At 63.6% G+C, this 26,087-nt stretch carries 24 protein-coding genes; 8 read left to right on the forward strand and 16 right to left on the reverse strand.

Features of this window, described 5'->3' with window-relative positions; translation table 11 throughout:
• The first annotated feature begins 25 nt into the window (after positions 1-25).
• The 4 genes from M3484_RS17780 to M3484_RS17795 are packed head-to-tail and all read left to right on the forward strand — an operon-like array spanning position 26 to position 3,268.
• Positions 26-889, forward strand: a complete 864-nt coding sequence (locus M3484_RS17780; RefSeq protein ID WP_249498591.1) for an ABC transporter permease — start codon at positions 26-28, stop codon at positions 887-889.
• A gap of 4 nt (positions 890-893) precedes the next feature.
• Complete coding sequence (locus M3484_RS17785) at positions 894-1,673, forward strand: ABC transporter permease (RefSeq protein ID WP_092902625.1); 780 nt, start codon at positions 894-896, stop codon at positions 1,671-1,673.
• Entirely contained in the window at positions 1,660-2,694 is a 1,035-nt protein-coding gene (locus M3484_RS17790; protein WP_249498592.1) for an ABC transporter ATP-binding protein, read from the forward strand. Before M3484_RS17785 ends, M3484_RS17790 begins: the two co-directional genes overlap by 14 nt.
• A gap of 1 nt (position 2,695) precedes the next feature.
• Positions 2,696-3,268, forward strand: a complete 573-nt coding sequence (locus tag M3484_RS17795) for a cysteine hydrolase family protein (protein WP_249498593.1) — start codon at positions 2,696-2,698, stop codon at positions 3,266-3,268.
• A gap of 30 nt (positions 3,269-3,298) precedes the next feature.
• Here the strand turns inward: M3484_RS17795 and M3484_RS17800 are convergent, their stop codons facing one another.
• The 14 genes from M3484_RS17800 to M3484_RS17865 form a co-directional block, all read right to left on the reverse strand.
• Complete coding sequence (locus M3484_RS17800) at positions 3,299-5,146, reverse strand: family 2A encapsulin nanocompartment cargo protein cysteine desulfurase (RefSeq protein WP_249498594.1); 1,848 nt, start codon at positions 5,144-5,146, stop codon at positions 3,299-3,301.
• Complete coding sequence (locus M3484_RS17805) at positions 5,121-6,050, reverse strand: family 2A encapsulin nanocompartment shell protein (protein WP_249498595.1); 930 nt, start codon at positions 6,048-6,050, stop codon at positions 5,121-5,123. Before M3484_RS17805 ends, M3484_RS17800 begins: the two co-directional genes overlap by 26 nt.
• 132 nt (positions 6,051-6,182) lie before the next feature.
• Positions 6,183-7,139, reverse strand: coding sequence for a serine O-acetyltransferase EpsC (gene epsC / locus M3484_RS17810; protein WP_249498596.1), 957 nt, complete (start codon positions 7,137-7,139; stop codon positions 6,183-6,185).
• A 55-nt stretch (positions 7,140-7,194) separates the two neighbouring features.
• Complete coding sequence (locus M3484_RS17815) at positions 7,195-7,638, reverse strand: rhodanese-like domain-containing protein (RefSeq protein ID WP_249498597.1); 444 nt, start codon at positions 7,636-7,638, stop codon at positions 7,195-7,197.
• A 303-nt stretch (positions 7,639-7,941) separates the two neighbouring features.
• On the reverse strand, positions 7,942-8,877 hold the full coding sequence (locus M3484_RS17820; protein WP_249498598.1) for a serine O-acetyltransferase: 936 nt from the start codon (positions 8,875-8,877) through the stop codon (positions 7,942-7,944).
• Positions 8,878-8,919: 42 nt separating this feature from the next.
• A complete protein-coding gene (locus tag M3484_RS17825) occupies positions 8,920-9,594 on the reverse strand; it encodes a hypothetical protein (RefSeq protein WP_249498599.1) in 675 nt (224 codons plus the stop codon).
• On the reverse strand, positions 9,591-10,289 hold the full coding sequence (locus tag M3484_RS17830) for a carboxymuconolactone decarboxylase family protein (RefSeq protein ID WP_249498600.1): 699 nt from the start codon (positions 10,287-10,289) through the stop codon (positions 9,591-9,593). The genes M3484_RS17825 and M3484_RS17830 overlap by 4 nt, the downstream gene beginning before the upstream one ends.
• Positions 10,282-10,941: a carboxymuconolactone decarboxylase family protein gene (locus M3484_RS17835; protein WP_249498601.1), complete on the reverse strand. Its 660-nt coding sequence runs from the start codon at positions 10,939-10,941 to the stop codon at positions 10,282-10,284. The genes M3484_RS17830 and M3484_RS17835 overlap by 8 nt, the downstream gene beginning before the upstream one ends.
• A 227-nt stretch (positions 10,942-11,168) precedes the next feature.
• A complete protein-coding gene (locus tag M3484_RS17840) occupies positions 11,169-12,383 on the reverse strand; it encodes an SfnB family sulfur acquisition oxidoreductase (RefSeq protein ID WP_249498602.1) in 1,215 nt (404 codons plus the stop codon).
• A complete protein-coding gene (gene ssuD, locus M3484_RS17845; RefSeq protein WP_502942479.1) occupies positions 12,380-13,546 on the reverse strand; it encodes an FMNH2-dependent alkanesulfonate monooxygenase in 1,167 nt (388 codons plus the stop codon). Before ssuD (M3484_RS17845) ends, M3484_RS17840 begins: the two co-directional genes overlap by 4 nt.
• 156 nt (positions 13,547-13,702) lie before the next feature.
• Positions 13,703-14,515 carry a MetQ/NlpA family ABC transporter substrate-binding protein gene (locus M3484_RS17850; RefSeq protein WP_249498603.1) on the reverse strand — a complete coding sequence of 271 codons (813 nt, stop codon included), beginning with the start codon at positions 14,513-14,515 and terminating at the stop codon, positions 13,703-13,705.
• Between the two features lie 26 nt (positions 14,516-14,541).
• Positions 14,542-15,201, reverse strand: a complete 660-nt coding sequence (locus tag M3484_RS17855) for a methionine ABC transporter permease (RefSeq protein ID WP_249498604.1) — start codon at positions 15,199-15,201, stop codon at positions 14,542-14,544.
• Positions 15,191-16,243 (reverse strand): methionine ABC transporter ATP-binding protein, encoded by a 1,053-nt coding sequence (locus M3484_RS17860; RefSeq protein ID WP_249498605.1) that lies wholly within the window; start codon positions 16,241-16,243, stop codon positions 15,191-15,193. The genes M3484_RS17855 and M3484_RS17860 overlap by 11 nt, the downstream gene beginning before the upstream one ends.
• A complete protein-coding gene (locus M3484_RS17865) occupies positions 16,240-17,643 on the reverse strand; it encodes an LLM class flavin-dependent oxidoreductase (protein ID WP_249498606.1) in 1,404 nt (467 codons plus the stop codon). Before M3484_RS17865 ends, M3484_RS17860 begins: the two co-directional genes overlap by 4 nt.
• Positions 17,644-18,141: 498 nt before the next feature.
• Between M3484_RS17865 and ssuD (M3484_RS17870) the strand changes: the two genes are divergently transcribed.
• Together ssuD (M3484_RS17870) and M3484_RS17875 are read left to right on the forward strand one after the other, a co-directional pair.
• A complete protein-coding gene (gene ssuD, locus M3484_RS17870) occupies positions 18,142-19,317 on the forward strand; it encodes an FMNH2-dependent alkanesulfonate monooxygenase (protein WP_092902594.1) in 1,176 nt (391 codons plus the stop codon).
• Between the two features lie 13 nt (positions 19,318-19,330).
• Positions 19,331-20,743 carry an FAD/NAD(P)-binding protein gene (locus M3484_RS17875; RefSeq protein WP_249498607.1) on the forward strand — a complete coding sequence of 471 codons (1,413 nt, stop codon included), beginning with the start codon at positions 19,331-19,333 and terminating at the stop codon, positions 20,741-20,743.
• A 73-nt stretch (positions 20,744-20,816) separates the two neighbouring features.
• On the opposite strand, the gene M3484_RS17880 is transcribed toward M3484_RS17875, so the two are convergent.
• Entirely contained in the window at positions 20,817-22,085 is a 1,269-nt protein-coding gene (locus M3484_RS17880; protein WP_249498608.1) for an SfnB family sulfur acquisition oxidoreductase, read from the reverse strand.
• A 234-nt stretch (positions 22,086-22,319) separates the two neighbouring features.
• Entirely contained in the window at positions 22,320-23,369 is a 1,050-nt protein-coding gene (mgrA, locus tag M3484_RS17885; protein ID WP_249498609.1) for an L-glyceraldehyde 3-phosphate reductase, read from the reverse strand.
• Between the two features lie 399 nt (positions 23,370-23,768).
• On the opposite strand from mgrA, the gene M3484_RS17890 reads away from it, so the two are divergent.
• Both M3484_RS17890 and M3484_RS17895 read left to right on the forward strand, forming a co-directional pair.
• Positions 23,769-24,401 (forward strand): exonuclease domain-containing protein, encoded by a 633-nt coding sequence (locus tag M3484_RS17890; protein WP_249498610.1) that lies wholly within the window; start codon positions 23,769-23,771, stop codon positions 24,399-24,401.
• Between the two features lie 690 nt (positions 24,402-25,091).
• Complete coding sequence (locus tag M3484_RS17895) at positions 25,092-26,084, forward strand: BMP family protein (RefSeq protein WP_249498611.1); 993 nt, start codon at positions 25,092-25,094, stop codon at positions 26,082-26,084.
• Positions 26,085-26,087: the final 3 nt, after the last annotated feature.

Raw genomic sequence — 26,087 nt, forward strand, 5'->3', positions numbered from 1 at the left:
CATCTCAGCAGCCCCCGCCCTGAAAATGGGCGGGAGGCGCCTGCCGCCCTGGGTTGCGACCACGGCGCTTTTGTTGCCGGCCTATGGCTGGCTGTTGATTGCGATATTCCTGCCCTTGGGCGCGATGTTCCTGTTTTCCTTCATGACAGCCACACCCATTGGCAATAAGGAAATCGGCTACACGCTTGATCAGTATAAAATATTCTTCACCCAGCCCTATATGTGGCAGGTGGCCTCCTGGACCTTCCAGATCGCTTTCGCGACCACGCTGATCTGTGCAGTGACCGGATTTCTGGCCGCGCTGGCGCTGGCGCGGTCGGGCCTTGGGCGGTCGCAATGGATCTTCCTGATCCTGATCCTTCTGCCGTTCTGGACCAATGGGCTGGTGCGGATCTTCTCCTGGACCATGGTGATCCGGGAGGGCGGGTTCCTTGACGCCGTGGTGCAGTTCATCCTGCCCGAGGCCGCATCGGTCGGCTTTCTCTATTCCCGCCCGGCAATCGTGCTGGGCCTGGTACATGGCTATCTGCCCTATATGGTCCTGACCTGCTATATCGCGATCTCGACCATTGATGATGCGATTGTCGAGGCGGCAGAAAGCCTTGGCGCCCGCTGGTGGACGATCCTTGGGCGCATCCTGATTCCGATGGCTGCACCCGGGCTGATCGCCGGATCGGTGCTGATCTTCGTGCCGGTCGTCGGCGCGTTTATGGAGCCGCGCATCCTTGGCGGGCCGCAGGGGGTGACGCTTGGCACCGTGATCGAGGACAGTTTTACCCAAGGCTTCAACTGGCCGCAGGGGGCCGCGCTTTCCTTCATGCTGCTTGCGGTGGTTCTGGCGATCTTCGCGACGTTCTCCGGCGTACTGCGCCGCAATGCGGAGTTGTGAGCGGATGAAAGCCTTTGGTCGCCTGTATCTCTGCCTTCTGATCTTTTTTCTCTACCTGCCCATTGGCGTGATGATCGCGATGGGCTTCAACGCCTCGCCCTATTACCAGCTGCCCTTCGAGTTCTCGACCCGCTGGTGGCATGAGCTGTGGCAGAATCAGGAGCTGATCGAGGCCGGCAAGAATTCGGTTATCGTCGCCGTGATCGTAACGCTGATCGCCACCCCGGTCGGCACCGCCGCCGCCGTAGCGCTGCATCGGCGCGAATTTCCGGGGCGGAATTTCCTGCGCGTCATGCTGCTTCCGCCCATCGCGATCCCCTGGCTGATCACCGGCACCGCGATGCTGGTGATGTTTTACTGGAGCGGCATCGGGCGCGGCTTCCACGCCATGCTGATCGGCCATGTCGCACTGGCCATTCCTTACGTGGTGCTTGTGGTCTCCACCGGCCTGCAAACCATTCGCCAGGACCTTGAGGAAGCCGCGATGAGCCTTGGGGCGACGCCGCTTTTCGCCTTTTTCCGGGTGACCCTGCCGCTGTTGACGCCCTCGATCATCGGCGCGGCGCTGTTTGCCTTCGCGGTCTCGCTCGATCAGTTCGTGATCTCGTATTTCCTGGCCACGCCCGGCTATACGACGCTGCCCGTGAAAATCTATTCCGCGATCCGCAAAGGCTTCACCCCCGATATCAACATCATCTCGACGGTGCTGTTGCTCGCATCGATGGCGCTGGTGCTGATCTATTTCATCTTCTCGAAGTTCGGAGCGAAAGATGTCCGACGTTAAGCTGACGGGCATCGCCAAATCCTATGGCGGCAGCCCCGTTCTGACCGATATCACGGTCGATTTCCCATCGGGGAGCTTCACCAGCCTTCTCGGTCCGTCCGGCTCGGGGAAGACGACGCTTCTCAGGATCATCGCGGGCTTTATCACGCCCGAGGCGGGTCAGGTGACCATCGGCGGCGAAGACGTGACCCGCATCCCGGTCTGGGCCCGCAATATCGGCATGGTCTTTCAGTCCTACGCGCTGTTCCCGCATATGAGCGTCAGGGACAACGTCGCCTTTGGCCTTGGCCGGCGCGGGGTCAAAGGCGCCGAGGCAAAGCGCCGCGTTGATGAGGCGCTGGAGATGGTGCGCCTGCCGGGCTTTGCCGAGCGCCTGCCGAAACAGCTTTCCGGTGGTCAGCAGCAGCGTGTCGCGATGGCCCGGGCGATTGTGACCGGGCCGAAGGTGCTTTTGCTTGACGAGCCGCTTTCTGCGCTGGACAGGCGGCTCAGACAGGAGATGCAGGTCGAGCTTCTGAGCCTGCAACGCGAGATCGGCGTGACGACGATCTTTGTCACCCATGATCAGGAAGAGGCGCTGACGCTGTCGGATCAGGTGGCGATCCTCGACCGTGGGCGCATCGTGCAGATGGGCGCGCCGGCGGCGATCTATGAACGGCCGGCCACCCGCTTTGCCGCCGAATTCCTTGGCGATGCCAATTTCTTCACCGGCCGTGTCGAGGGCGGCGCGATCACGGTCGCCGGACACCGCATCACCGCGCCGGGCCTGGCCGAGGGCCGCGACGTGACACTGGCGGTCAGGCCCGAAAAAATCAGCCTTGATGCCGCATATGAAAACCAGCTGCGCGCGAAAGTGCTGAACGCGATCTATGCCGGCGCGAACCTGACCTATCTGATGGAAGGGCCGGGCGGGCAGCGGCTGAAGGTCTTTGCTCAAAACAGCGACGGGGTGATCCTGCCCAATGGCGCGGAAGTCACGCTCAGCTGGCCCGCCGCGCATACAATCCCGGTGGAGGGCTGAGATGCGCGATATGCTTCATATGGTCATCGACATGCAGCGGCTGTTTGATGAGGAAACCGTCTGGCACACGCCGATGCTGCGCGAGGTGCTGCCGAATGTGTTGCGGCTCTGCGAGGGGTTTCGCGGCCAGAACGCCTTTGCGCGCTTCGTGGTGCCCGAGACGGCCGAGGCGGCAACCGGCACCTGGGCGCGCTATTACCAACGCTGGGATATGCTGACCGGCGAAAGGATCGACCGCGCGCTGCTGGATCTGGTGGCGGAATTGCAGCCCTTTGCGGCGAAATCTCTGGTGATCGACAAGCTGATCTATTCGCCGTTCAAAGTGGCTGGCGTGGCCGAGAGGCTCTTTGCCGATGGCGTGCGGCATATCGTGTTTTCCGGGGTGGAAACGGATGTCTGTGTGCTGGCAGCAGTGATGGATGCGATGGATCTTGGCTTTGACGTGACCATCGCCATTGATGCCGTCGGCAGTTCCGCGCGCGAGGCGCATGAGGCGGCCCTGCGCCTGATCTACCCGCGTTGCGAAGATCAGATCCGGCTCGCGACCACTGAGCAGATCCTCAGCAACAGGTAACCCGCCCCGTGCCTTCGGGGCGGGTCTGTTTCAATGCGGCGCTTTCGACAGGCGCTGCACCACAGCGATGAAGCGGTCGACCTCATCGCGCGTATTGTAGAAGGCCAATGAGGGGCGCACCGTTGTCTCCAGCCCAAAGCGCCGCAGGATCGGCTGAGCGCAGTGATGGCCGGTGCGCACCGAGATACCTTCCTCATTCAGCGCCACGCCGACCTCATGCGTGGTATAACCTTCCAGCGTGAAGGACAGAACCGAGGCCTTGTCGCGCGCCGTGCCGACCAGCCGCACACCTTTGATGGGCCGCAGCAGTTGGGTGGCGTAATCGAGCAGCTCATGCTCATAGCGGCCGATATTCTCGATCCCCCAGCCCTCGACATATTCCAGCGCGGCACCAAGGCCGACCGCATCGGCGATATTGCCGGTCCCGGCCTCGAACTTGTTCGGGGCGGGCTGAAAGCGGGTGCGCTCGAAGGTGACATCCTCAATCATATTGCCGCCGCCCTGCCAGGGCGGCATGTCGTCAAGGATCTCGGCCCTGGCCCAGACCGCGCCGATGCCGGTCGGGCCGAAAATCTTATGCCCCGAAAAGACAAAGAAATCCGCGCCGATATCCTGGACATCAACCCGCATATGGCTGATCGACTGCGCGCCATCGACCAGCGCCTTTGATCCGTTGCGATGCGCCAGATCGACGATCTCTTTCACCGGCACCACAGTGCCTAGCGCGTTCGAGACCTGTGTGACCGCGACAAGCTTCACCTTCGGCCCGAGGAGACGCTGATACTCGGACAGGATCACCTGGCCGTCATCGTCCACCGGGATCACCCTGATTTTCGCGCCGACCGCCCAGGCGAGCTGCTGCCAGGGCACGATATTGGCGTGATGTTCCAGGTTCGAAACGATGATCTCATCGCCCTCGCCGATATTTCGCGCGCCCCATGACTTGGCGATCAGATTGATCGCCTCGGTGGTGCCCCGGGTAAAGATCACCTCATTGACTGATGGCGCATTGATGAATCGCCGCACGGATTCCCGGGCCTTTTCATAGGCATCGGTGGCGCGGGCGGCGAGCTCATGCGCGGCGCGGTGGATGTTCGAATTCTCGTGCTCGTAGAAATACGAGACCCGTTCGATCACCTGGCGCGGTTTCTGCGTGGTCGCGGCATTGTCGAACCAGACGAGTTGCCGCCCGTTCACCCGCTCCTGCAGGATCGGGAAATCGCGGCGCACGGCATGGACATCAAAGGCCCCGCGCTGCGGCTGGCTTGCCGGGGCCGGGCGCGCGGGCGCCCGGTGGTCTGCGAGCAGTGCGCGCAGATCCTCCGCGCCGGGGAGGCCAAAGCTGCGGGCGGAAACCAGATCCTCGCGCGGGACGTCCGGCGCTTTGGACTGCGGCGCGTAAGGCGTCGCATCGGCGAGAAAGTAGAAGGGCGATGCGCTGTCTGTTGCGGATGCTGTACGCGGAGAAACCTGCGGTACACCCAGCGAATGGCCGCCGAACCGGCCATTCAATGCTGGCGGCACAATGGCGGCGTGATCGGGCAGGCCATTGGTCGCCGCCGCTTTGGGTGCCAGCGAGGGTGTCGAGGCCAGCACCGCCGCCCCGTCCTGCGGGTTGGCTGGCACGGCGTTTGCCCCGGGCGCAAAGGTCCCGGGCAAAGCGGGGCCATTCGCCAGCGGCCCGGGCGAAAAGCCCGCGGGCTGCGGATTGGCCGGCACCGGGTTTGACGGCAGGTGACCAGCGCTGTTCCCCGCAGCGCCCGGAAGCGCTGCGAAGAATTGCGAGGCGAGGCTCGTCAGGGACGCCACATCGGGCAGCCCCTGGGGCACCGCATCCGGCGCGGGAAGCGGGTTACTTGTAGGTGTCGGGATAGTCATGGAACTTGCCGATCTCCACATCATCCAGCACGGCCAGGGCATCCGGCGATTGTACAACGAGGCTGCAATAAAGGCTGATCAGGTAAGACGCGATCGCCGAGCGGTTGATCCCCATGAAACGCACCGACAAGCCCGGCGCCTGTTCGCCCGCCAGCCCCGGCTGGTAAAGGCCGACCACGCCCTGACGCTTGTCGCCAACCCGGATCAGCAGGATCTTGGTCTTGCCATCGACCACCGGCACCTTGTCGGACGGGATGATCGGAATGCCGCGCCAGGTCAGGAATTGCGACCCGAAGAGCGAGACCGTGGGCGGCGGTACACCGCGCCGGGTGCATTCGCGGCCAAAGGCGGCGATGGCATCGGGATGGGTCAGGAAAAACGCGGGCTCTTTCCAGACTTTCGCGATCAGCAGGTCCAGATCATCCGGTGTCGGCGCGCCGGTCAGCGGGTAGTTGACCTGATCGGGATGGACATTGGCCAGCAACCCGTAATCCGGGTTGTTGATCAGCTGGCCTTCCTGGGTTTCCTTGATGGTCTCGATGGCGAGACGCAGCTGCTCTTTGACCTGGTCGAACGGACTGGAATAGAGATCCGAGATACGGGTGTGAACGTCGACGATGGTTGAAACGCCGTTCAGGAAATATTCGCGCGGGGTCTCATCGTAATCGACAAAGGTCTGGGGGAGTTCAGATTCATCTTCGCGCGCGGTACAGGCGACATGCACATCCTGCGGGTTTTTCACCGTGTTCAGCCGGTAGATCCCGGCCTCGACCGGCAGCCATTGCAAGAGGTGGACAAGCCAGCGCGGGCTGATCGTCGAAAGGATAGGAACGGTTTTAGTGGCATTGGCAAGCTGGCGGGCGGCATTGTCGCCAAGCGCGGATTGCGGGGAGAGATCGGCCATAAGGCGCTCCGCTTGAGGAAGGTTGAGGGAAGAGGCGGTCTGAAACTATGTTCTGTTTTGTTAATTCTTGGTGGAATATTGTTCCAAATCAATCAGTTTTCTTAGCATAATTTGCCAAATATGGGGGAAGTGTCAGGCAATTTTGACATGTCCATTCTCTGGCTGTCCCTGCGATTGCGATCTGGCCTGCGACACCATGCTTCTGGGGGGGACATCGCCGGTGACCCAGACATTGCCGCCAAGGACTGATCCCTGACCAATGGTCACGCGGCCCAGCACCGTGGCGCCGGAATAGATCACCACATCATCTTCGATGATCGGATGGCGGGGCAGGCCCTTGACCACATTGCCCTGGATGTCGGTCGGGAAGCTTTTGGCGCCCAGCGTCACGCCCTGAAACAGCTGCACCCGGTCGCCGATAATGGCGGTGGCGCCGATCACGGTGCCGGTGCCGTGGTCGATGAAAAAGCTCTCACCGATACGGGCGCCGGGATGAATGTCGATGCCGGTCTCGCCATGGGCCATCTCGGCGATCAGCCGCGCAATCAGCGGCAGGCCAAGGGTAAACAGCCGATGCGCGAGCCGATGGTTGATCAGAGCGCGCAGACCCGGATAGCACAAAAGCACCTCATCGACGCCACGTGCGGCCGGATCGGCGCGGAAGGCGGCGACGACATCGGTGTCGAGGATCCGGCGGATCCCGGCCAGGCTCTGGATGAATGCGGCGACAATGACCGGGGCAGCATCGGGCGCAGGCGCTGCCCCGGGGCCAAGATAGCGGTGCGCCCAGTCAAGTTCGCGCGCGGTTTCGTGGGTCAGCTCCTGCGCGGCGCGGGTCAGCGTGGTTGCAATGAACTCATTCTCGTTCTCCTGGCGCAGATCGGCAGGACCAAGCCGCATCGGGAACAGAACCGCCCGCAGGTCGGTGACAATCGCCGCGACACGCTCGGGTGAGGGCAATTCGCGCGGCCCTGCCTCTTCAAGGCGCAGATGTGAGACACGCCAGTCATGGCGGGCTTCGGCGAGGCCGGCGACGGTCGCCGAAATATCTTCCGCGAAACCGTCATGGCCGCGGGCAGGGATGGGCATTGCTGTCTCCGTAAAACCAGGGATGGCGTGGCCCGGGGGCCGGAAGGGCGGCGTTTTAATCCTGGTGCCAGGGCAGGCCGTGAAAGCGCCAGCCGTCGGCGGTGCCGCGCTGGCCGGCAGCATTCAGCTCGCCCTCGAAACCCTCGGCCACGCTGAAGGCCTGGGTCCAGCCGGCTTTGGTCAATGCTTCGGCCGCCAGCGCCGACCGTTTGCCGCTGCGACAGATCAGCAGGAGCCGTGCCGTTTTATCCGGCACCAGCGCCGCCACCTGGCGAACGAAATGCGGGTTGCGGTTCATCGCGGTTCCGGTCGCCCAGGCGACATGCAGCGAGCCGGGAACCCGCCCGACATAGGCGCGCTCTTCCACTGTGCGCACATCAAGGATCACCGCCTCGCCGCGCGAGACAAGATCCCAGGCGGTGTCGGGCGCTATGACCCCGGCAAAGCCATCCTGCGCCACGGGAACCGCGGAAAAGCTGGTATCGGCACGAAGGTTCATCATCACACTCCCACTTTTCTGGCCCTGGCTGCGGATTCCGCAAACCACCGGACCGGGCCCGCAATAAAGTCAGGATAGCGCTGGAAATCCCCCGTCAGGAACAGGTTTTCGACCCGTTTTGCCCGGGGGTGCTAAACTTGGAACGGGCCGATTGCAGCGCTTGCGGAAGAGATAAAATTTCTCTTCCGCGCGCGCCTTTTGGGGAATGGGCGATCTGCGCCAGCCTGGAGCCGGCAGGCGTCAACGCCGGAAATCGCCGCGAATCTGGGGCAAAAATCGTCAGCTGGGGCCCGTCGGGCGCGCTCAGCCCGGAGCGAAGCGCAGCATCGGGCGCGCCTGGGTGACCATCGCGCCAGGTGCCACATCTTCCAAAAGCCAGACGCCACCGCCGATTACCGCGCCCTGGCCCACCGTGATCCGGCCAAGGATCGTCGCCCCGGCATAGATCACCACATCGTCCCCGATCTGCGGATGGCGCGGCTGGCCTTTGACCAGCGCCCCGGTGCCATCGTCCTGGAAACTCTTGGCGCCCAGAGTCACCTGTTGATAAAGCCGCACATTGCGCCCGATCACCGCCGTCTCGCCGATCACCACGCCGGTGCCGTGGTCGATGAAAAAGGCCGGTCCGATTTTTGCGCCGGGATGGATGTCGATCCCGGTCACGGAATGCGAATGCTCGGCCATGATGCGGGCGATCATGCGAATGCCGGCGCGGCTCAGCTCATGCGCGATACGGTGATGCAGGATCGCGGCCACGCCGGGAAAGCAAAAGGCGACCTCGTCAAGGCTCATCGCAGAAGGGTCGCCCTGCCAGGCCGCCAGAATATCGGTGTCATGCAGATCGCGGATGATCACCAGCCGTTCAAGAAAGGCGCGGGACAGCGACTCGCCCCGGGCATGTGACGCTGTCGCGTCGGCATCGGGGGCCAGCATCAGCTCGGTGATGACAAGATCGGCGAGGCGCAGACGGATTGAGGCCAGCATCTGCGCAATGAAGGTATCCGTGGCCTCGGGCGCGAGGTCCTGCGGACCGAAATGGCGCGGATAAAGGGTCGCGACGATGTCATTCAGCAGTTCGATGATGGCGCGTTTCGAGGGCAGGCGCGGCGTCGGGCGCCCGTGATACCGTCTTTGCTGCGAGACGATGCGCAAAAGGCGCAGGCGTTCGGTCAGGCCGGCGATCAGCGCGGCATCATCCGCCGCCTGATCACCGATGGTTTCCCCCGGGGCTCCGTCCATCGAACTCTCCGTCACTGGCACCACGCGCGCTGCGACGGATGGCTAACGAATGTGCCCCCCGCTGCCAATGGAAGGATCTTTTCTTCTTTGCGCCTTTGGGAGAAGAGATTTCTCCCGTCCTTCCGGGCCAAGCGCACGGGACCAGTCGGTCGGCGGGGCGGTTGCCCCGGTCAGCTGCCCGGGACGCTGCAGGACCCGCAGCGCGCCGCCCGCGTTCAGGAGGCCCGCAATCTGCGGGTTGACCCGCTGCTGCGCGCGCAATGCCGTCAACCTCGGCAGGCCAGAGAGCAGGAACAGCCCGAAATGGAAATCATAGAGCCCGACCCGCCACAAAAGCGGCGCCATGATCAGCCCGGCATCACTTTCTGGCGCCGTTTGCGGGGCGAGGGGTTCGAGTGCGCGCAATTCCTGGCGCAGGGCGTAGATGGTCAGGTCCAGATCGGCCGGAAAGGCCGCAGGGTCGATCGCCGCCAGCCGAGCCTGGGCGGATTGCACGGCCCCGAGCACTGGCAGGGCAGTCCCGGGCATATCGGGCAGCGCGGCGAGCAACGCAGCGCCATCATGCAGGGGCACCGGATCCGCATCGGGCGCAAAGAGCGCCGGCAGCGGGCCGCATTCATCGCGCAGGACAGGCAGCTGCCGCGCCCGCAGCAAAAGCTGCACCGCATCGGCCAGGACATGATCTGCCGGGGCGATCAGGCGCCAGGGTTTACTCATGGCGAGACGCTCCGGCGGTCTTCGGGATCAAGGCGAAGGCTCTCGCCGGCGGCCAGTGCGAGGCGGGCATTCCAGGCCGCAAAGCCTGCAACCAGGATCAGATCGGTGATTTCCTGATCATCGAGCTTTTCCTCCTCCAGTGTCCAGAAGACCTGGCGGCTGGCTCTGACCGGGATCGCCGCCAGCGCCGAGGCTGCCGCGATCACGCCGCCGGAGCGGCCCCCGAGCGGGCTTGGCAGCCCCTCTTCCAGCAGAACATCGACCTCGCGCTTGCGCCTCAGGCCCGCAGCGGCGCGACGGGCATGGGCGGCGGCGGTGAAGAAACAGCCGATGCGGCGCGCGACGGCGGTGGCCGCGAGGTCGCGCTCCCCTTGGGCAAGCCCGGCACCACGGCGGCGGGCAAGAAACCCCGCTGACGCAGCAAGGACGGGGCCCGCATCCCCGGCCAGTACAGCAGGCAGAAAGGCAACCGGCTCGGTCTCGACCGCTGGCACAGAGACGGGCGTGGGGATTGCCGTCTGCGCAGCTTTGCGGGGCCGCCATTCGAGGCGACGGCTGGTAAAACGGTCCGGCAGTCGGGAGGCGGGCGTCTCAGGGGCCAGTGTCCCGGTGTCTGAAATACCGGCCTCTGGCTTCCCGGGGGCCGCCATTCCCTGGCCGCTCAGTCCCGGTTCGGGCAGCAGGGGGTCAGCCATAGGCAAACCCGGCCGGCCGGTCATGGGCGGTCGTGATTGTGCGCTGCAGATGGCGCGCATGAGCATAGGCCCTGAGGCCGCTGACCACCGGGCTCAGCGCCCCGATCCAGGCGATCAGCCGGTTCAGATCCAGCGTCTCGCCGGGAAGCCAGCCGGCCCGTTCCAGCGCCTCATCTGCCGCCGACGTGATGTCGCGCGGGTGCAGCGTCACCAGATGCGCGTGTTCCAGCGCCGCCGACAGGCGCGCCCCAAGACGCAGCCGCAGCGGCGGATCGGCGCGCCAGGCCGGCCCATCCAGATCCTCGGCCGAAAGCGGGCCTGGGGGCCAGGTGCCGTAAGGCCCGGGCAGGGCCGCGTTCTCCGCCTCTTCCGCAATCAGGAGCGCAAGGTCGCTGTCCGCCGCCTGAAGCAGCGCGTGAAGATGGGTGCTGACCGCCTCTTCGCCATGCAGATGCGCGGTGAAAGAGGCAATCGCCAGCGCCTCGGTCCGCGTGGCGCCGCTTTGACGCAAGAGATCCTGATACCCCGCTTCAAGCCCTGCCAGCAGTTCTGGCCGGTTGCGCAATGCGCGCAGGATCGGGCTGCCCGGCGGCACCGCCGCCATACGTTCGGCAAGGGTTGGCCGATGCAGCAAGGATTCGTGGCGGGACATAGTTCTTCCTCTCGCATCCGGGAACAGGCGGGTCTGAAGACAGTTTCGCATAAACACGATAAAATAAGACGTGTTTATTTCGGGCGGACGGAGAAGAAGCGCGCGGCCAGGGCGGGCCTGGGGGGGGAAATTCGCCCCCGCGGCATGAGGGGCGCGCGCAAATGGCAGGGGCGCGGGAGAATCACCTTTTCCCGCGCCCCTTTGCCATTCCGCCGTTTTCTGCTGTCTCAGTTCCAGTCGTGGCGCGGCGGTTTCACGCCATTCAGCGCCCAGTTGCCCACGAGGTGGTATTTCCAGCGCACCGGATCATGCAGCGTATGGACGCGTGCATTGCGCCAGTGACGGTCAAAGGCGTGTTTTCTCAGCGACGACCTGGTGCCGCCCAGCTCGAACAGCCGGTTGGTGGCCTCGATCGCGACCTCGGTGGTCAGCACCTTGGCTTTGGCCACTGCGACCGAGGCGAGGGCCACATTCTCCTCATCCGGAGCCGGTTTCGCGGCATCGAGCACCCTTCCGGCGCGTTCCAGCAATGCCTCGGCGGCAGATTGACGGATCTCGAGCTCACCAATCCTGAGGATGGTCAGCGGGTCTTCCGAGGCTCGTCCGACCCCGGCATCGATCCAGGGCCTGGCGTGCTCGCGCACAAAGGCGATGGTGTCCTCCAGCGCGGCGCGCGCAATGCCCGCATCAATCGCCGCAGTGGTGATCTGCGCGAAAGGGCCGGCAAGGGTCGGGGTCTCATAGGATTTGTAACTTGGGATCAGGTTGAAATCCTGCGCCCGGAGCCGTTCCAGCAGCACCGTGCCGCTGGACGTCGTGCGCTGGCCGATACTGTCCCAGTCATCGACCACCACAAGGCCCGGTGTCTCGCGCGGAACAAAGGCCAGCTGGGCGCGATCCTGATCATCCAGCGCCAGCACACCGAGGTAATGGGCGTAAAGCGAGCCGGTGCAATAGCCCTTGCGACCCTCGATCACATAGCCTTCACCATCGCGGGTGAGGCGGGTCTGCAGATCGGCCACGTTTTTGCCGCCGGTCTCGGAGAGCGCATTGGCTAAACGATGACCTTGCAGCACCAGGCCGAAGTAATGCCGCTTCTGCTCTTCGGTCCCTTGCAGTCGAAGGTCTTCGAGCAGGCAGTAATGGTTTTGCGGGATCTGCCCCAGCGAGGGGTCGGCCGCCGAAATGATCGCGATAACTTCTGCCAGCGTCGCGTAAGAGACTTCGGCCCCGCCATAGGCCCTGGGCACCTGGATGCCCCAGAGGCCGGAATTCGAGAAATGGTCGACCACTTCTGCCGGCACATGACGGGTCGCGTCGCGCTCTGCCGCGCCGGGGCGCAGGAAGGCCGCGACCTCATGCGCGATCCGGATCGCTTCGGCATCGTCCCGTATCACATGGGCGGCGGGCGGGTTGATCTGATAGCTGGCGGAAAGGGTCATGCTTTGGTTGCCTTCACATTGCCGCCATGGCCACCGCCGCCAAAGACGGCGGGCGCGCCGAAAGACGGGCGCAGCGGCGGGGTTGCCGGTCTGATGCCAAGTTCCGGGAACAGAAGTTCCGCGACCGTATAGGCCTCTTCCAGATGCGGGTAGCCCGAGGCGATCACGGTATCGATGCCGATTTCCTGATACTCTCTCAGCCGTGCGGCAACCGTGGCGGGCGAACCGACCAGCGCCGTGCCTGCGCCCGAGCGCACCAGACCAACACCCGCCCAGAGGTTCGGCGAGACCTCAAGCCGGTCGCGTCGGCCCTCATGCAGGCGGCGCATCCGTTCCTGACCCACAGAATCCGACTGGTTTTTCTGCACGGCCTGGGCACTCGCAATGGTTTCATCCGAGAGATGCGAGATCAGGCGGTCGGCCGCGGCCCAGGCCTCCTCATCGGTTTCACGCACGATGAAATGCAGTCGGATACCGAAGCTGACCTCGCGTCCCTTTGCCGCCGCCGCCGCGCGCACCGCTTTGACTTTCCCGGCCACCTGGGCCGGGGGCTCGCCCCAGGTCAGGTATTTCTCGACATAATCACCGGCGAAATCATGCGCCGCATCTGACGACCCGCCGAAATATAAAGGCGGGCGCGGTTCCTGGAAGGGCGGCAGGCCCAGCTTCGCGTGATGGGCCTTGATGTGTTTGCCGTCGAGATGGGCCTCGCCGGTTTCGAGCAGGCTGTTGAAGACGTCGAAAAACTCGCGCGCATGGCTGTAGCGTTCGTCATGCGGCAGGAAGATGCCGTCCCCTGCCAGCTCTGCCGGCGCGCCGCCGACCACAATGTTGAGCAAAAGCCGCCCGCGCGACAGCCGGTCCAGCGTTGAGGCGAGCCGCGCGTAATAGGCGGGCGAGGCGGTGCCAGGGCGCACGGCGACGAGGAATTTCAGCCGTTCAGTATGAGCGGCAAGATCGGCTGCAAGGATGAAGCTTTCCTCGCAGGCGACCGAGGTCGGGATCAGCACGCCGGAATAGCCTAAGCGATCCGCCGCCCGCGCGATCTGGCGGAAGTAATCCGGGTCTCCGGGCCGCGCCCGCAGGTCGCTGCCCAGATAGGCACCATCGCCGGAGGAAGGGATGAACCACAGGAAATCCAGCGGCTTTTGCGGGTTGGTCATGTGAGGCTCCGGCGGGGTGATTGAGCGGGGGCTCCGGAAGGGGAGGCCTGAGAAGGTGTCTCCTGCCAGAGGATAAATCCGGCAGGAGACGGACGGCGCGCAGGGATGAGGAGGTCACGCGCCCCGTCTTTTCGGGTCGGTTTACACGCGAAGAGATCAGAAGGCGGGGAAGATCTGGCCCTTGTAGCGGTCGAGGATGAACTGGCGGGTCTCGTCGCTGTTCAGCGCTTTGGCGAGGATTTTGATGCGCGGATCTTCGGTGTCACCGGGGCGGGTCACGAGATATTCGCTCCAGACGTTATGACCATCCTGGCCATTGTCGATGAACAGCGCCTTATCGATATCGAGACCGGCTTCGAAAACATAGTTCCCGTTCAGTGCGCCCAGATCGACCTCATTGAGCGCGCGCGGCAAAAGCGCGGATTCCAGCTCGACGATGTCGAGGTTTTTCGGGTTTTCGGTGATGTCCTTCAGCCCCGGCAGCGGGTCATCTGGCGAGGTCAGCGACTTGAATTCCCCGAGTTTGATCAGCCCCAGCTGTTGCAGGAGCAAGAGCCCGCGCCCGCCATTCACCGGATCATTCGGGATCGCGACTTTCGCGCCGTCTTTCAGCTCGTCAAGCGAGGAGATCTTCGTCGAATAGGCGACGTAAGGCTCGATATGGACCGGCACGATCACCGTCAGATTGTCGCCGCGCTCGCGGTTCCATTCGTTGAGGAAGGGGCGGTATTGGTAATAATTGCCGTCCAGCTCGCCCGAGACCAGCTGCGCATTGGGCTGGATGTAATCGGTGAAGACACGGATATCGAGGTCGATGCCCTCCTTCGCGACGATGGGCTTCACGAATTCGAGGATCTCGGCATGGGGAATGGCGGTGGCGCCGATCACCAGCTTTTCCTGCGCCTGAGCCGCGCCGGCAAGGCCGAAGGCAGCGGCGGCGGCAAAGGCCAGGGTTTTCAGTTTTGACATGGAATTATCCTTTGGAATGAAGCGGTTCAGCGGCGCGTGAAACGGGTGACGAGGCTGTTCCCCGAGGCCTGGATCAATTGCACCAGCAAGATGAGGACCACGACGCAGACCAGCATGATCTCGGTCTGGAAGCGGTGATAGCCGTAGCGGATCGCCAGATCACCAAGCCCACCGCCACCGATTGCGCCCGACATCGCTGTGTAGTCGACAAGCACAATTGCGGTGACGGTTACGGCGGCGATCAGGCCGGGCAGGGCTTCGGGGAGGACGGCGCGAAAGATGGTCTGGGCAGGTGAGGCGCCCATCGCAAGGCTTGCCTCGATCACGCCGCGATCCACCTCACGAAGCGCGGTCTCCACAAGGCGTGCGAAGAAGGGCGAGGTGCCGACCACCAGCGGAAAGATCACGCCCCGAATGCCCAGCGAGGTGCCGGTGATCAGCACCGTGACCGGCATCAGCACGATCAGGAGGATGATGAACGGCACCGAGCGGATGATATTGAGTATGAAAGACAGCGCACCATAGCCCAGGGGGCGGGCGAAAGGCTGGCCCTTGCCGGTGACGAACAGAAGGATACCCAGCGGCAGCCCGATCAGTATCGTCAGCAAGAGCGAGATGCTGACCATGGTCAGTGTCTGGCTGAGTGCGGTGCCGATATCGGCCCAGTTGATCCGGTCAAACCACATGGAGATGCCTTTCGCGTTCCCCGCCACGTTCTGCGGCCGTCGGGCCGCCGCCGATCAGCTCGACCGTGACGCCCGAGGCGCGCAGTGCCGCCACCGCCGCCACGCCGTTGCCGCCCGACAAAGCCACCGAGAATTGCGCATAGGGCGTCGCACGGATATGGCCGACACGGCCGCCGAGAATGGCGAAATCGCTGCCGAAATCGCGGACGATGCGCCCGAGGATCGGCTGATGCGCCGTGGCCCCGGTCAGGGTCAGCCGCAAAAGCTGGCCCGTCGCCTGTGTGGCGGGCAGGGCATTGTCACCTTCCGCCTCGCGCACCAATGCGCGGGTCACGGGATGCGAAGGATGGAGGAAAACACCCGCGACGGGGCCCTCTTCGACCACGCGGCCCTTTTCCAGCACCGCCACACGATCACAGGCGCGGCGGATCACCTCCATCTCATGGGTGATCATCACGATGGTGACGCCAAGCTCGCGGTTGATTTCCTGCAACAGATCCAGCACCTGGCCGGTGGTCTGCGGGTCAAGTGCGCTGGTTGCCTCGTCACAGAGCAGTACCTTCGGGTCATTCGCCAGCGCGCGGGCGATGCCGACGCGCTGTTTCTGGCCCCCCGAAAGCTCGCGCGGGTATTTCTGCGCGTGATCTGTCAGGCCGACCCGCTCCAGCAGCGCCGCGACCTTTGCCGCGATCTCGGCCCGGCTCAGCCGCCCGGCCAGCTCCAGCGGATAAGCGACATTCCTCGCCACCGTCCGTCCGCTGAGCAGGTTGAAATGCTGGAACACCATGCCGATCGAGCGGCGCAGCTCATGGAGCGCCCCTCCTTTCGCATCGGTGACCCGGGCGCCATCGATCACCACCTCGCCCGAGGAAGGGCGTTCAAGCAGGTTGATCAGCCGCACCAGCGTCGATTTCCCGGCGCCTGATGCCCCGATGATGCCGTAAATCTCGCCCCGACCGACCGACAGGTCGATACCGTGCAGCGCAGGCGCCGCGCCGCGCTTTGAGGCAAAGCTCTTGGTGACTGCCTCAAGACGTATCATTCTGCAGCACTGCGGGCTGCGGCCTCGGCCAGTTTCACCGCCTCGATATCGCGGTAGCGTTCGGCCGGGTGGTTGACCGGCAGATAGGGGCCGGCGCCGAACAGCTTTTCGCGCAGGGTGCCGGGCCTGTATTCGGTCGGATAGGCGCCGCGCCTTTGCAGCTCGGGCACCACCAGATCCACGACATCTTCAAACGAGCCGGGCGTTACCGCATAGGCAATGTTGAAACCATCGACATCCGTCTCGGCCACCCAGTCCTGCAGGATATCCGCGATCTGCGCCGGAGAGCCGACAAAGACCGGCCCCTGGCCACCGATGCCGCCATATTTCGCCAGCTCATCCACGGTCCAGACCTTGTCCTTGCCGCCAAAGGAATCGAGCATGGAATGGATCGCATTGGTCTCGACCTTGCGGATCACTTCGCCGGGCTGATAGGCGCCGAAATCGACGCCGCTCCAGCCCGACATGAACACCAGCGAGCCCTCATATGAGATGTATTTGCTGTAATCCTCGAATTTGGCGCGGGCCTTTTCCTCGGTCTCGTCGGTGATGATGGTGATCAGCGTATAGACATAGATCTGCTTCGGGTCGCGCCCCTCTGCTGCCGCGCGGGCGCGAATGTCGGCGACATAGGCCTTCAGAAGCGCCTTTGACGGCGCGCCCACGAAGACGCATTCCGCATGGGCCGCCGCGAAGGCCTTGCCCGGCCCCGAGGCCCCGGCCTGGTAGATCAGCGGCGTGCGTTGCGGCGAAGGCTCGGTCAGGCCGTAGCCCGGCACTTCGAAATATTTGCCCTTATGGCCGATCTCATGAACCTTCGCCGGATCGGCGAAAACGCGGCCTTCGGCGTCTTTGACGACCGCACCTTCCTCCCAGCTGCCTTCCAGCAGCTTGTAGATCACCTCGAGATATTCCGAGGCCACCTCATAGCGGTTGTCATGCTTTTTCAGCCCGCCCTGGCCGATGTTTTTCGCGCCGCTCTCCAGATAGGAGGTCACGATGTTCCAGCCGACACGGCCCTTTGAGTGGTGATCTGCCGTCGCGATACGGCGAGCAAAAGTATAGGGGTGCTCGAAGGAGGTGGAGGCCGTGATCCCGATCCCCAGATGCTCGGTCGCAAGCGCAATCGGCGCCGCGAGCTGGATCGGGTCATTCACAGGGATCTGGGCACCATTCCGGATCGCGCCCTCATTATTCCCTTTATAGACATCGTAATAGCCGATCACATCGGCAATGAAGATGCCGTCGAACACGCCGCGTTCCAGCGTGCGGGCCAGATCCTGCCAGTAGTCGAGATCCTTGTATTTCACCGACCGGTCAGTCGGATGCGCCCAGAGACCCGGCGACTGATGGCCGACGCAGTTCATGTCAAAGGCGTTGAAGCGGATCTGGCGGGTCATCTTGCAGTCTCTCATCTGATCGGCGGTCGGTTCGGCAGGGGGATGCCGGGCTGCCGGTTAAACACGACATGTTGTGCCGTGATTACCGCGTCAGGGCGGCCCGAGGCGATTCCAAAGCCCGCCCCTCAAAGAGAAGGATCTCCTGGCAGGGCCGCCTTATGCAGCGTGGATTTTCTTTGCCACAAGGGTCTATTTTTGCGATGTTTTATGCTTTTCAAAAGGTTGCGCTGAAACGGTGTGTCAGAGACTCAGGGCCGGATTCTCGCGGCACCAGGCGGCTTCGCCCCCGGTTTTGCCCCGCAAAGGGGAAGGGCATTCCCCGGAAGGAGAATAGTTTTCCCCGGCGGAGGGCGGCAACAGGGGCTGCCTTCTGCGCAGAAAAGGCCTTTGGAATGGCCGGAGGGGCGCAGCCCCCCTTATAAATCAGCCTCAGATCTGACGGGTTGCCCCCCTCAGGCCATACCCACACCGCCCCCACATCGCCCAGGAAGTCGCGACATGAGCCAGCCGATCCAGGATACCCCGCCCAGTCAGGCCAACCCTCCCGCCAGCCCTGAGATCTTCTGGTTCCTGCCAACCTCGGGCGATACGCGCTATCTGGGCACGTCGGATTTCAGCCGCCCACCCGAAAATGGCTATATCCGCCAGATCGCGATCACGGCGGACCGGCTGGGCTATGACGGGCTGCTGATCCCTACGGGCGCGAGCTGCCAGGACCCCTGGGTGACCGCGGCAAGCCTGATTGCCGAGACAAAGCAGATCAAACTGCTGGTCGCTTTGCGCACCTCGATCATGGGGCCGACGGCCTCGGCGCGGCAGGCGGCGACGCTGGATCAGGCGCTTGGCGGCCGGCTTTTGCTCAATGTGGTGCCCGGCGGCGACGCGACCGAGCTCGCGGCGGATGGCGTCTTTCTGAAACATGACGAGCGTTACGAGGCGGCGGATGAATTTCTGACCGTCTGGCGCCGTATCCTTGCGACCGATGCGCCGGTCTCGTTCAAGGGAAAGCATCTGAGCGTCGAGAATGCCCGGAATTTTCACCCTCCGGTGCAGCGGCCCTATCCGCCTTTGTATTTCGGAGGGTCCTCGCCGGCGGCGCATGATCTCGCCGGGAAACATGTCGATGCCTATCTGACCTGGGGCGAACCACCCGAAGCCGTTGCGGAAAAGATCGCCGATGTGCGGGCGCGGGCCGCAAAGCATGGGCGTCAGGTCCGGTTTGGCGTGCGCCTGCATGTGATCGCGCGCGAGACGGAAGAGGAAGCCTGGGCGGATGCTGACCGGCTGATCTCGCATCTCTCGGACGACGACATCGCCGCGTCCCAGGCCAATATGGCGAAGATGGACAGCCACGGCCAGGCCCGGATGCAGGCGCTGCATGGCGGGCGGCGCGACCGGCTGGTGGTGGGGCCGAACCTCTGGGCCGGGGTTGGCCTGGTGCGGGGCGGGGCTGGCACTGCGCTGGTCGGCAACCCGCAGCAGATTGTCGACCGGTTGCGCGAATATCAGGCGCTTGGGGTCGATACATTTGTGCTTTCTGGCTATCCCCATCTTGAGGAATCCATCCGCTTTGCCGAACTGGTTTTCCCGCTTCTGGGCAAGAGCGCCGTGACCGAACGCAGCGCCCAGACCGGCGGGGCCTTTGACATCCGCACGCGTGCATCGGCCAGCTGAGAGGAGGCCCGATATGACCGAACAGCGCCCGATCATCCCCCCCGGCGGGCGGCATATTGCCATTGTGGGGGCCGGGCTTTCCGGATCGGCGCTGGCCTGGCATCTCGTCCGGCTGAGCGGTGACAAGCCCCTGCGCATCAGTCTGATCGATCCGAGGCCAGAGCCGGGCAGGGGGCTCGCCTATTCCACACCAGACCCCGATCATCGGCTGAACGTGCCGCATACCCGGATGACGCTCGACACATCTGAGCCGGATCACTATGCGCATTGGCTGCAATCGGGGGCGGCGCCTGCCTTCGCGGCGGATGCGCTGCGCCCGGACGGGGCGATTTTCACACCGCGCGCGGTGTTTGGTGCCTATGTGCTGGCGCATCTGCAACCCTTCCTCGATGCCGGCCGGATCGTGCATCTGCAAAGCCGGGCCGTCAGCGCCACGCGCACCGCTGGTCTCTGGCAGATCGGGCTTGAGGACGGCCGCGTGATCCGGGCCGATGAGCTGGTGCTCGCGGCAACCCATCCCGGCCCCGGCCTGCCGCGCGGGCTTGAAGCCATCGCCGGGACGCCCGCGCTGATCGCCGACCCCTATTTGCCCGCTGCGCTGGACGGGATTGACCCGGAGGAAGAGCTGTTGATCATCGGCTCGGGCCTGACCGGCGCGGATATTGTTGCAAGCCTGATGCGGCGCAACCACAAAGGGCGGATCCGGCTTTTATCGCGCTCGGGGCGCCGTTCGCAGCCGCATGGACCGGTCCAGGACGAGAGCAGCGCAGATTTCACCCTTGATCCGCCGGGCACGGCACTGGCGCTTTTGCGCCGTATCCGGGCCGAACTGGCGATTGCCGCCAGGGCCGGGCTGACCTGGCATCCGGTCTTTGACCGTCTGCGGAGCCAGGGCCCGCAGATATGGGCCGCGCTTCCCTTGCCCGAGCGCCGCCGGCTCCTGCGCCATCTGCGCGGGCTATGGGATATCCACCGCTTCCGCATCGCGCCGCAGACCCATGCAAGCCTGCTCGCGGCCGAGCAGTCAAACCAGCTGATCGCGCTGGCCGGCCGGGTGACCGGGCTCGAACGTGACGGCGCGCGGCTGCGCATCAGCCTGCGGCTGCGCCGGGGCGGCACGCTGCGCTTCACAGCGGATCGGGTGATCCTTGCCACGGGACCGGCACATGGGGCGGTCACCGCAACCAACCCGCTTTACGCCGATCTTGCGCGTCAGGGGCTGATCGCGACCGATCCGCTTGGGCTTGGCCTTTCAGCGACAACGGAGGGGGAGGCGATTGATGGAAAAGGCCAGCCGCAAAGCGATCTTCTGATCGCAGGGCCGCTGGCCCGCGCCGCTGTGGGCGAACTTATGGGGGTCCCCGAGGTTACCGCCTGGGCCGAAAGGCTTGCGGCAAAACTGGCACAGGCGCCGGTGTCGGCCTGAAAACGGTCCCTGCCTGAACGCAGCTGAGATCTGAAAGCGCCCCGGAATTCCGGGGCGCTTTGTATACTATGGGTCAGTTCCAGGGATGGCGCGGCGGGTTGACGCCATTCAGGTAGTAGTTGCCGACATGGTAGAATTTCCAGCGCACCGGATCATGCAGCGTATGGGTACGGGCATTGCGCCAATGCCGGTCCAGCGCATGCTGCGCCAGTGTCGAGCGGGTGCCGCCCAATTCAAACAGCTTGTTGGTCGCGTCAATTGCGACCTGGGTGGTCAGCACCTTGGCCTCGGCGGTCTTGATGGTCGCGTCGGTCACATTGGCCTCAGACGGATCGGCAAGGCCCCGGTCGATGGCGCGCCCGGCAATCTCAAGCAGCGCATCGGCGGCGTGAAGGTGGATCTTCAGCGTGCCAATGGCCTGAATCGTATAGGGATCCTCGCCCGCAGTCTCTTTGCCGCTGTCGATCCAGGGCCGGCTTTGGGTCGTCACAAAACGGATCGTCTCGTCAATCGCATTGCGCGCGATACCGGCATCAATCGCAGCCTGGATGATCTGCGAGATCGGCCCCTGCACGGTCGGCACCACCGAAACATCCTGGAGTTTGACCGCGCGCGCCTTCGGGACCCGCACATTCTCCAGCCGGACCGAACCGGATCCGGTGGTGCGCTGGCCAAAGCTTGACCAGTTATTGGTGATGGTCAGCCCTTCGGTCTCGCGGTCGGCAAAGACGAGATAAGCGCCGTCATCCCCGATCGAGACAATTGGCACGATATGCGACAGGAGCGCGCCGGTTGTGTAGAATTTCTCGCCATTCACCACGGCCTCATCGCCCTCGAAGGTGACGCGGGTCTTGAAATCGACCACGGTCTTGCCGCCGAATTCCGAGAAGGCATTTCCAAAGCGCAGCCCCTGCAACGCCCAGCCAAAGATCTCGCGTTTTTCGGCATCGGTTGCGTCAATATCGATCAGCCCGAGAATGGCGATATGGTTCTGCGCGATCTGCGCCACCGACGGATCACCCGAGGCGACAATCGCGATCACCTTCGCAAGCGTGGCATAGGACAGGCCTGGTCCGCCATATTCCTTCGGCACGATGATCGACCAGATGCCACTTTGCGAATAGAGATCCAGCTCGCGCAGCGGCAAAAGCCCCTCACGGTCGCGCAGCGCAGCATCCTTCGCAAGCTCTGCCGCCAGCTCTGTCGCGACACGGATCGCATCGGCCTCGTCTTTCAGCACATATGCCGGCTCGGACGGGCGCGGGCGGGCGGGCACCGGGTCATCGGAATTGACACGCGGATGCAGGGTATAGTCGATCTGGTTCCCGGTCAGAGAGCCCATGGCGGTTCCTTTTCACAGCAGGGTCCGGACCCGATGCCAGATAAGGGCAAATGGCCAAGACATTGATATATCAATAATTTGCTGTTGAAACTTGCCCGTAATCCGGGTGTCGGGCAAGCCAGGCCCGTTCTCTTCCGCGCGCCTGCGCGCGCGGTTTCTTCTTTGCTCCGGCCCGCTGCGAGAGAGTTGTTTCCCTCGCAGCGTCCGATGGTGAATCAGTCTGCGCGCGCGGGCTCAGATCTCCTGGTCATGGGATGGCTTATCCCAGAGATTGACGCCGCCATCGACCGCATGGAGGTCGATTTCCGCCAGCTCTTCCGGGCTGAAATCCAGGTTGTCCAGCGCCGCGACATTTTCCGCAACCTGTGCCGCCGTCGAGGCCCCGATCAGGGTCGAGGTCACACGCGGATCGCGCAGGACCCAGGCCAGCGCCAGCTGCGCAAGGCTCTGGCCACGCCGTTTCGCGATTTCATTCAACGCGCGGGCGCGGGCGAGGTTTTCGTCGCTCAGATGTTCGGGGCGCAGTGAGCCGCCGCCCGCTCGGTTCACCCGCGCATCTTCCGGGATGCCGTTCAGATATTTGCCGGTCAAAAGCCCCTGCGCCAGGGCGGTGAAGGCGATGATCCCGGTCCCGGTCTCTTCAACAGTGTCGAGAAGATCCTTTTCAATCCAGCGGTTGAACAGGTTGTAAGAGGGCTGATTGATCAGAAGCGGCACCTGGCGGTCGCGCAGAAGCGCCGCCATCTCGCGGGTTTTAGCACCGGAATAGGACGAGACGCCGACATAAAGCGCCTTGCCCTGTTTCACCGCCGTCGCCAGCGCATCCGCCGTCTCTTCCAGCGGCGTTCTGGCGTCAAAGCGGTGCGAATAGAAGATGTCGACATAATCAACGCCCAGCCGTTTCAGGCTCTGATCCAGACTGGACAGCACATATTTACGTGAGCCGCCGCCCTGACCGTAAGGCCCCGGCCACATATCCCAGCCGGCCTTGGTCGAGATGATCAGCTCATCGCGATGCGCGGCAAGATCCTCGCGCAGGATACGGCCGAAATTGACCTCGGCCGCGCCATAGGGAGGGCCATAATTATTGGCGAGGTCGAAATGGGTGATGCCGTGATCAAAGGCGCTGAAGACGATTTCGCGCTGTGTCTCAAGCGGGGTGGTATCGCCAAAATTATGCCAGAGCCCCAGCGAAAGCGCCGGCAATTGCAGCCCGCTTTTGCCGGTATAGCGGTATTTCGCACGGTTGTTGTCATAGCGATCGGCGGCGGGGATATAGCTCATCTCGGGCTCCGGAGATCTGCGGCCATTTGCACCGCCCTGCACAGCCAGGACCGGGCAAATGTCGATTTACATATCACGGCCATTCCTAGCGTTCCAGGCCCGCAATGGCTATTGGTTTTGACATATCCCGGTGCGAAAGCTGCATCTTCGCGCGCGCCGTCACGGGCTGGTCCGGCTTTATGGAAGGCAATATGAAAGATGCGGAGCTGCACCCTGCGCCGGTTATGGGTCACGCCGCTTTCGGCGTTCGGGGGGCAGATGCAGCGCGCCCTGTCCTGAACCGGAGCGGGGGGCTGGTACGGCGCAGGGATCATCCTTAGAAACCGCATAGCCCGGAAACGAAAGCGCGACACAGCCGGATTGCTGCGTTCATTTCGAACGGGGATGGAGATAGTTCTGATGCCTGACCACACCATCATCGTCCCGGCCGGCCCGTTTCGGTTTGTCGCTCTTGATGTCGAGACGGCCAATTCGGATCCTGCGAGCATTTGCCAGATCGGCATCGCCTGCGTCGGACATGATGGCTCGATGAACGTGTTCAGCACTCTGGTCGATCCGGTGCAGCGGTTTTCGGGGTTCAACGTGCAACTGCACGGGATCGGACCCGACCACGTGATGGGCGCCCCGCGATTTCCCGATGTGTTGCCGCTGATTTCACCGCTTCTTCAGGCGCATCTCATCATTCAGCACAGCACCTTTGACAGCAGGGCCATCAGTGGCGCATGCCGCGCCGGGGGGCTTCCTGATCCTGGCTGGCGATGGGCGAACAGTGTGATGATCGCCCGCCGGGCCTGGCCGGAATTCTGTGGCAATGGCGGACATGGCCTTGGCCATCTGAAAAAGGCGCTGACGCTTGATTTTGCCCATCATGATGCCGGCGAGGATGCAAAGGCTGCGGCACTGGTTGTCCTGCGGGCCGAGGCAAAGACCGGAATGTCGCTGGAAGACCTGATTGCGGCGCCGCGCAGGCCCCCGGCCCGCAGGCCCGGGAACCTCAGTTCCAGACAGAATATCAAACTGGTGCAAGCCTGACAGCAGAGCTGGCAGGGGGCAGAAAGCCTCATTGGCGCCGTTGAATATGGCGGATTTTGAACCTGCCGAAGCAGTAAGCTCCTGCTCCGGCGGCGGCATTGCGAAGCCAGAGAACAAGAGGGCAGGGCACGGCCTTTCCATCGGGCGGCCTGACGCCAGAGCCCATAGAGCGCGATGCGCCGGGCATCGCTCCGATCAGCCAAGCTCTCTCGCACGCAACCTCGCCTGAGAATCCCATGGCCGCGTCTCTCATCGCCTATGCGGCCACCCTCGCGATTGCCCGACGCACCTGGGGGCGCCTTCAGGATCCCCGAACGGCTTGGGACCTGCATGGTTCGGGCCCCAAAAGCCGATGATCGAAAATGCTACCTGGCCCATCTGGTGCCTGCAAGGCTTTGGCCTTCGGGCGCGAACCGGGGTGAAGAGGGCGTAAGCGCCTTCCCCCGTCAATATGGCAATCCAGGACCACATGCCTTCACCCCGGTACCGTTTCCCGCCTGTCCCAATGGCGGGGCCCCGATGAAGAGGGGGCGACTGCACACACAGCTAATCTGACCGGGCGGTAAAAATTTATGCGGCAGAGGGGCTGTCTCTTGCACGAGACGCATGGCAATAGACGAAACCGTTGACTTGCGGGCCTAGGGCTCTCACCACTGGACAAAGCAACAGGATCAGCCACAGGGGGCCATCATGACCAGGGATCTTCGTCTTTCACGCCGCTTTCTTCTGCAATCTGGGGTAATCCTCGGCGCGTCCTCGCTGCCTTTGCTGCGGCCAGCCTATGCTGCAACGCCGGTCAGGGTCGCGGGCGTGCATGGCTCGCCGGTGGAAAACGCCTGGAATTCGGTCCTGCATAAGGCGCTTCTGGAGGCGGCGGCTGATGGCACCATCGAATACACTTTCTCGGAAGGGATTTCCGCCACCGACTACCCGCGCGCGATGCGGGAATATGCCGAAGCCGGCAATCAGCTGATCATCGGCGAGACCTTCCCGGTGGAACGTCAGGGCCGCGAAGTCGCTGCCGATTACCCGGATACCGCATTTGCCATGGGCTCGTCCGGCGGGCCGGAAGGGGATAATTTCGGCACATTCGGCACCTGGAATTATGACGGCGCCTATCTCGCGGGCATGCTCGCAGGCAAGATGACACAGACGAATGTGGTGGGGTCTGTCGGCGCCATCCCGATCCCGGAAATCAACCTTCTGATCAATGCCTTCGCCGAAGGCGTCAAGGCTGTGAACCCCGAGGCGAAACATCTTGTCGCCTGGATCGGCACCTTCTTTGACCCGCCGAAAGCCCGCGAGGCCGGGCTTGCGATGATCGATGCCGGCGCAGACATCCTTTTTGGCGAACGGATCGGCACGGCGGATGCCGCCAAAGAACGCGGCGTCAAGGCCATCGGCTCGCTGATCGACTATACGCCGATGTATCCCGACACGGTTTTCGCCAATGCGCTCTGGGGCTTCCGTCCGATCCTGGACGCGATTGTGGCCGATGTGGCGGCGGGCAATCCGACCGGCAAGGATTATACCGCCTTCGGCCTGATGAAAGAGGGCGGCAGCGATATCTCCTATGTGACCGGCGTGGCATCCCCCGAGGCAGAGGCTGCGATGGAAGCGGTTCGGGCCGAGATCAAAGCCGGCAGTTTCACCGTGCCACAAAACTTTGACGAGCCGAAGTAAGCC

The organism is Pseudomonas sp. GX19020, assembly GCF_023371075.1.
GTDB lineage: Bacteria > Pseudomonadota > Alphaproteobacteria > Rhodobacterales > Rhodobacteraceae > Pseudogemmobacter.

Coding starts and splice junctions, on each gene's coding strand:
- M3484_RS17780 (WP_249498591.1), top strand. CDS start 26: ATGGGCGGGAGGCGCCTGCCGCCCTGGGTTGCGACCACGGCGCTTTTG.
- M3484_RS17785 (WP_092902625.1), top strand. CDS start 894: ATGAAAGCCTTTGGTCGCCTGTATCTCTGCCTTCTGATCTTTTTTCTC.
- M3484_RS17790 (WP_249498592.1), top strand. CDS start 1,660: ATGTCCGACGTTAAGCTGACGGGCATCGCCAAATCCTATGGCGGCAGC.
- M3484_RS17795 (WP_249498593.1), top strand. CDS start 2,696: ATGCGCGATATGCTTCATATGGTCATCGACATGCAGCGGCTGTTTGAT.
- M3484_RS17800 (WP_249498594.1), bottom strand. CDS start 5,146: ATGACTATCCCGACACCTACAAGTAACCCGCTTCCCGCGCCGGATGCG.
- M3484_RS17805 (WP_249498595.1), bottom strand. CDS start 6,050: ATGGCCGATCTCTCCCCGCAATCCGCGCTTGGCGACAATGCCGCCCGC.
- epsC (WP_249498596.1), bottom strand. CDS start 7,139: ATGCCCATCCCTGCCCGCGGCCATGACGGTTTCGCGGAAGATATTTCG.
- M3484_RS17815 (WP_249498597.1), bottom strand. CDS start 7,638: ATGAACCTTCGTGCCGATACCAGCTTTTCCGCGGTTCCCGTGGCGCAG.
- M3484_RS17820 (WP_249498598.1), bottom strand. CDS start 8,877: ATGGACGGAGCCCCGGGGGAAACCATCGGTGATCAGGCGGCGGATGAT.
- M3484_RS17825 (WP_249498599.1), bottom strand. CDS start 9,594: ATGAGTAAACCCTGGCGCCTGATCGCCCCGGCAGATCATGTCCTGGCC.
- M3484_RS17830 (WP_249498600.1), bottom strand. CDS start 10,289: ATGGCTGACCCCCTGCTGCCCGAACCGGGACTGAGCGGCCAGGGAATG.
- M3484_RS17835 (WP_249498601.1), bottom strand. CDS start 10,941: ATGTCCCGCCACGAATCCTTGCTGCATCGGCCAACCCTTGCCGAACGT.
- M3484_RS17840 (WP_249498602.1), bottom strand. CDS start 12,383: ATGACCCTTTCCGCCAGCTATCAGATCAACCCGCCCGCCGCCCATGTG.
- ssuD (WP_502942479.1), bottom strand. CDS start 13,546: ATGACCAACCCGCAAAAGCCGCTGGATTTCCTGTGGTTCATCCCTTCC.
- M3484_RS17850 (WP_249498603.1), bottom strand. CDS start 14,515: ATGTCAAAACTGAAAACCCTGGCCTTTGCCGCCGCCGCTGCCTTCGGC.
- M3484_RS17855 (WP_249498604.1), bottom strand. CDS start 15,201: ATGTGGTTTGACCGGATCAACTGGGCCGATATCGGCACCGCACTCAGC.
- M3484_RS17860 (WP_249498605.1), bottom strand. CDS start 16,243: ATGATACGTCTTGAGGCAGTCACCAAGAGCTTTGCCTCAAAGCGCGGC.
- M3484_RS17865 (WP_249498606.1), bottom strand. CDS start 17,643: ATGACCCGCCAGATCCGCTTCAACGCCTTTGACATGAACTGCGTCGGC.
- ssuD (WP_092902594.1), top strand. CDS start 18,142: ATGAGCCAGCCGATCCAGGATACCCCGCCCAGTCAGGCCAACCCTCCC.
- M3484_RS17875 (WP_249498607.1), top strand. CDS start 19,331: ATGACCGAACAGCGCCCGATCATCCCCCCCGGCGGGCGGCATATTGCC.
- M3484_RS17880 (WP_249498608.1), bottom strand. CDS start 22,085: ATGGGCTCTCTGACCGGGAACCAGATCGACTATACCCTGCATCCGCGT.
- mgrA (WP_249498609.1), bottom strand. CDS start 23,369: ATGAGCTATATCCCCGCCGCCGATCGCTATGACAACAACCGTGCGAAA.
- M3484_RS17890 (WP_249498610.1), top strand. CDS start 23,769: ATGCCTGACCACACCATCATCGTCCCGGCCGGCCCGTTTCGGTTTGTC.
- M3484_RS17895 (WP_249498611.1), top strand. CDS start 25,092: ATGACCAGGGATCTTCGTCTTTCACGCCGCTTTCTTCTGCAATCTGGG.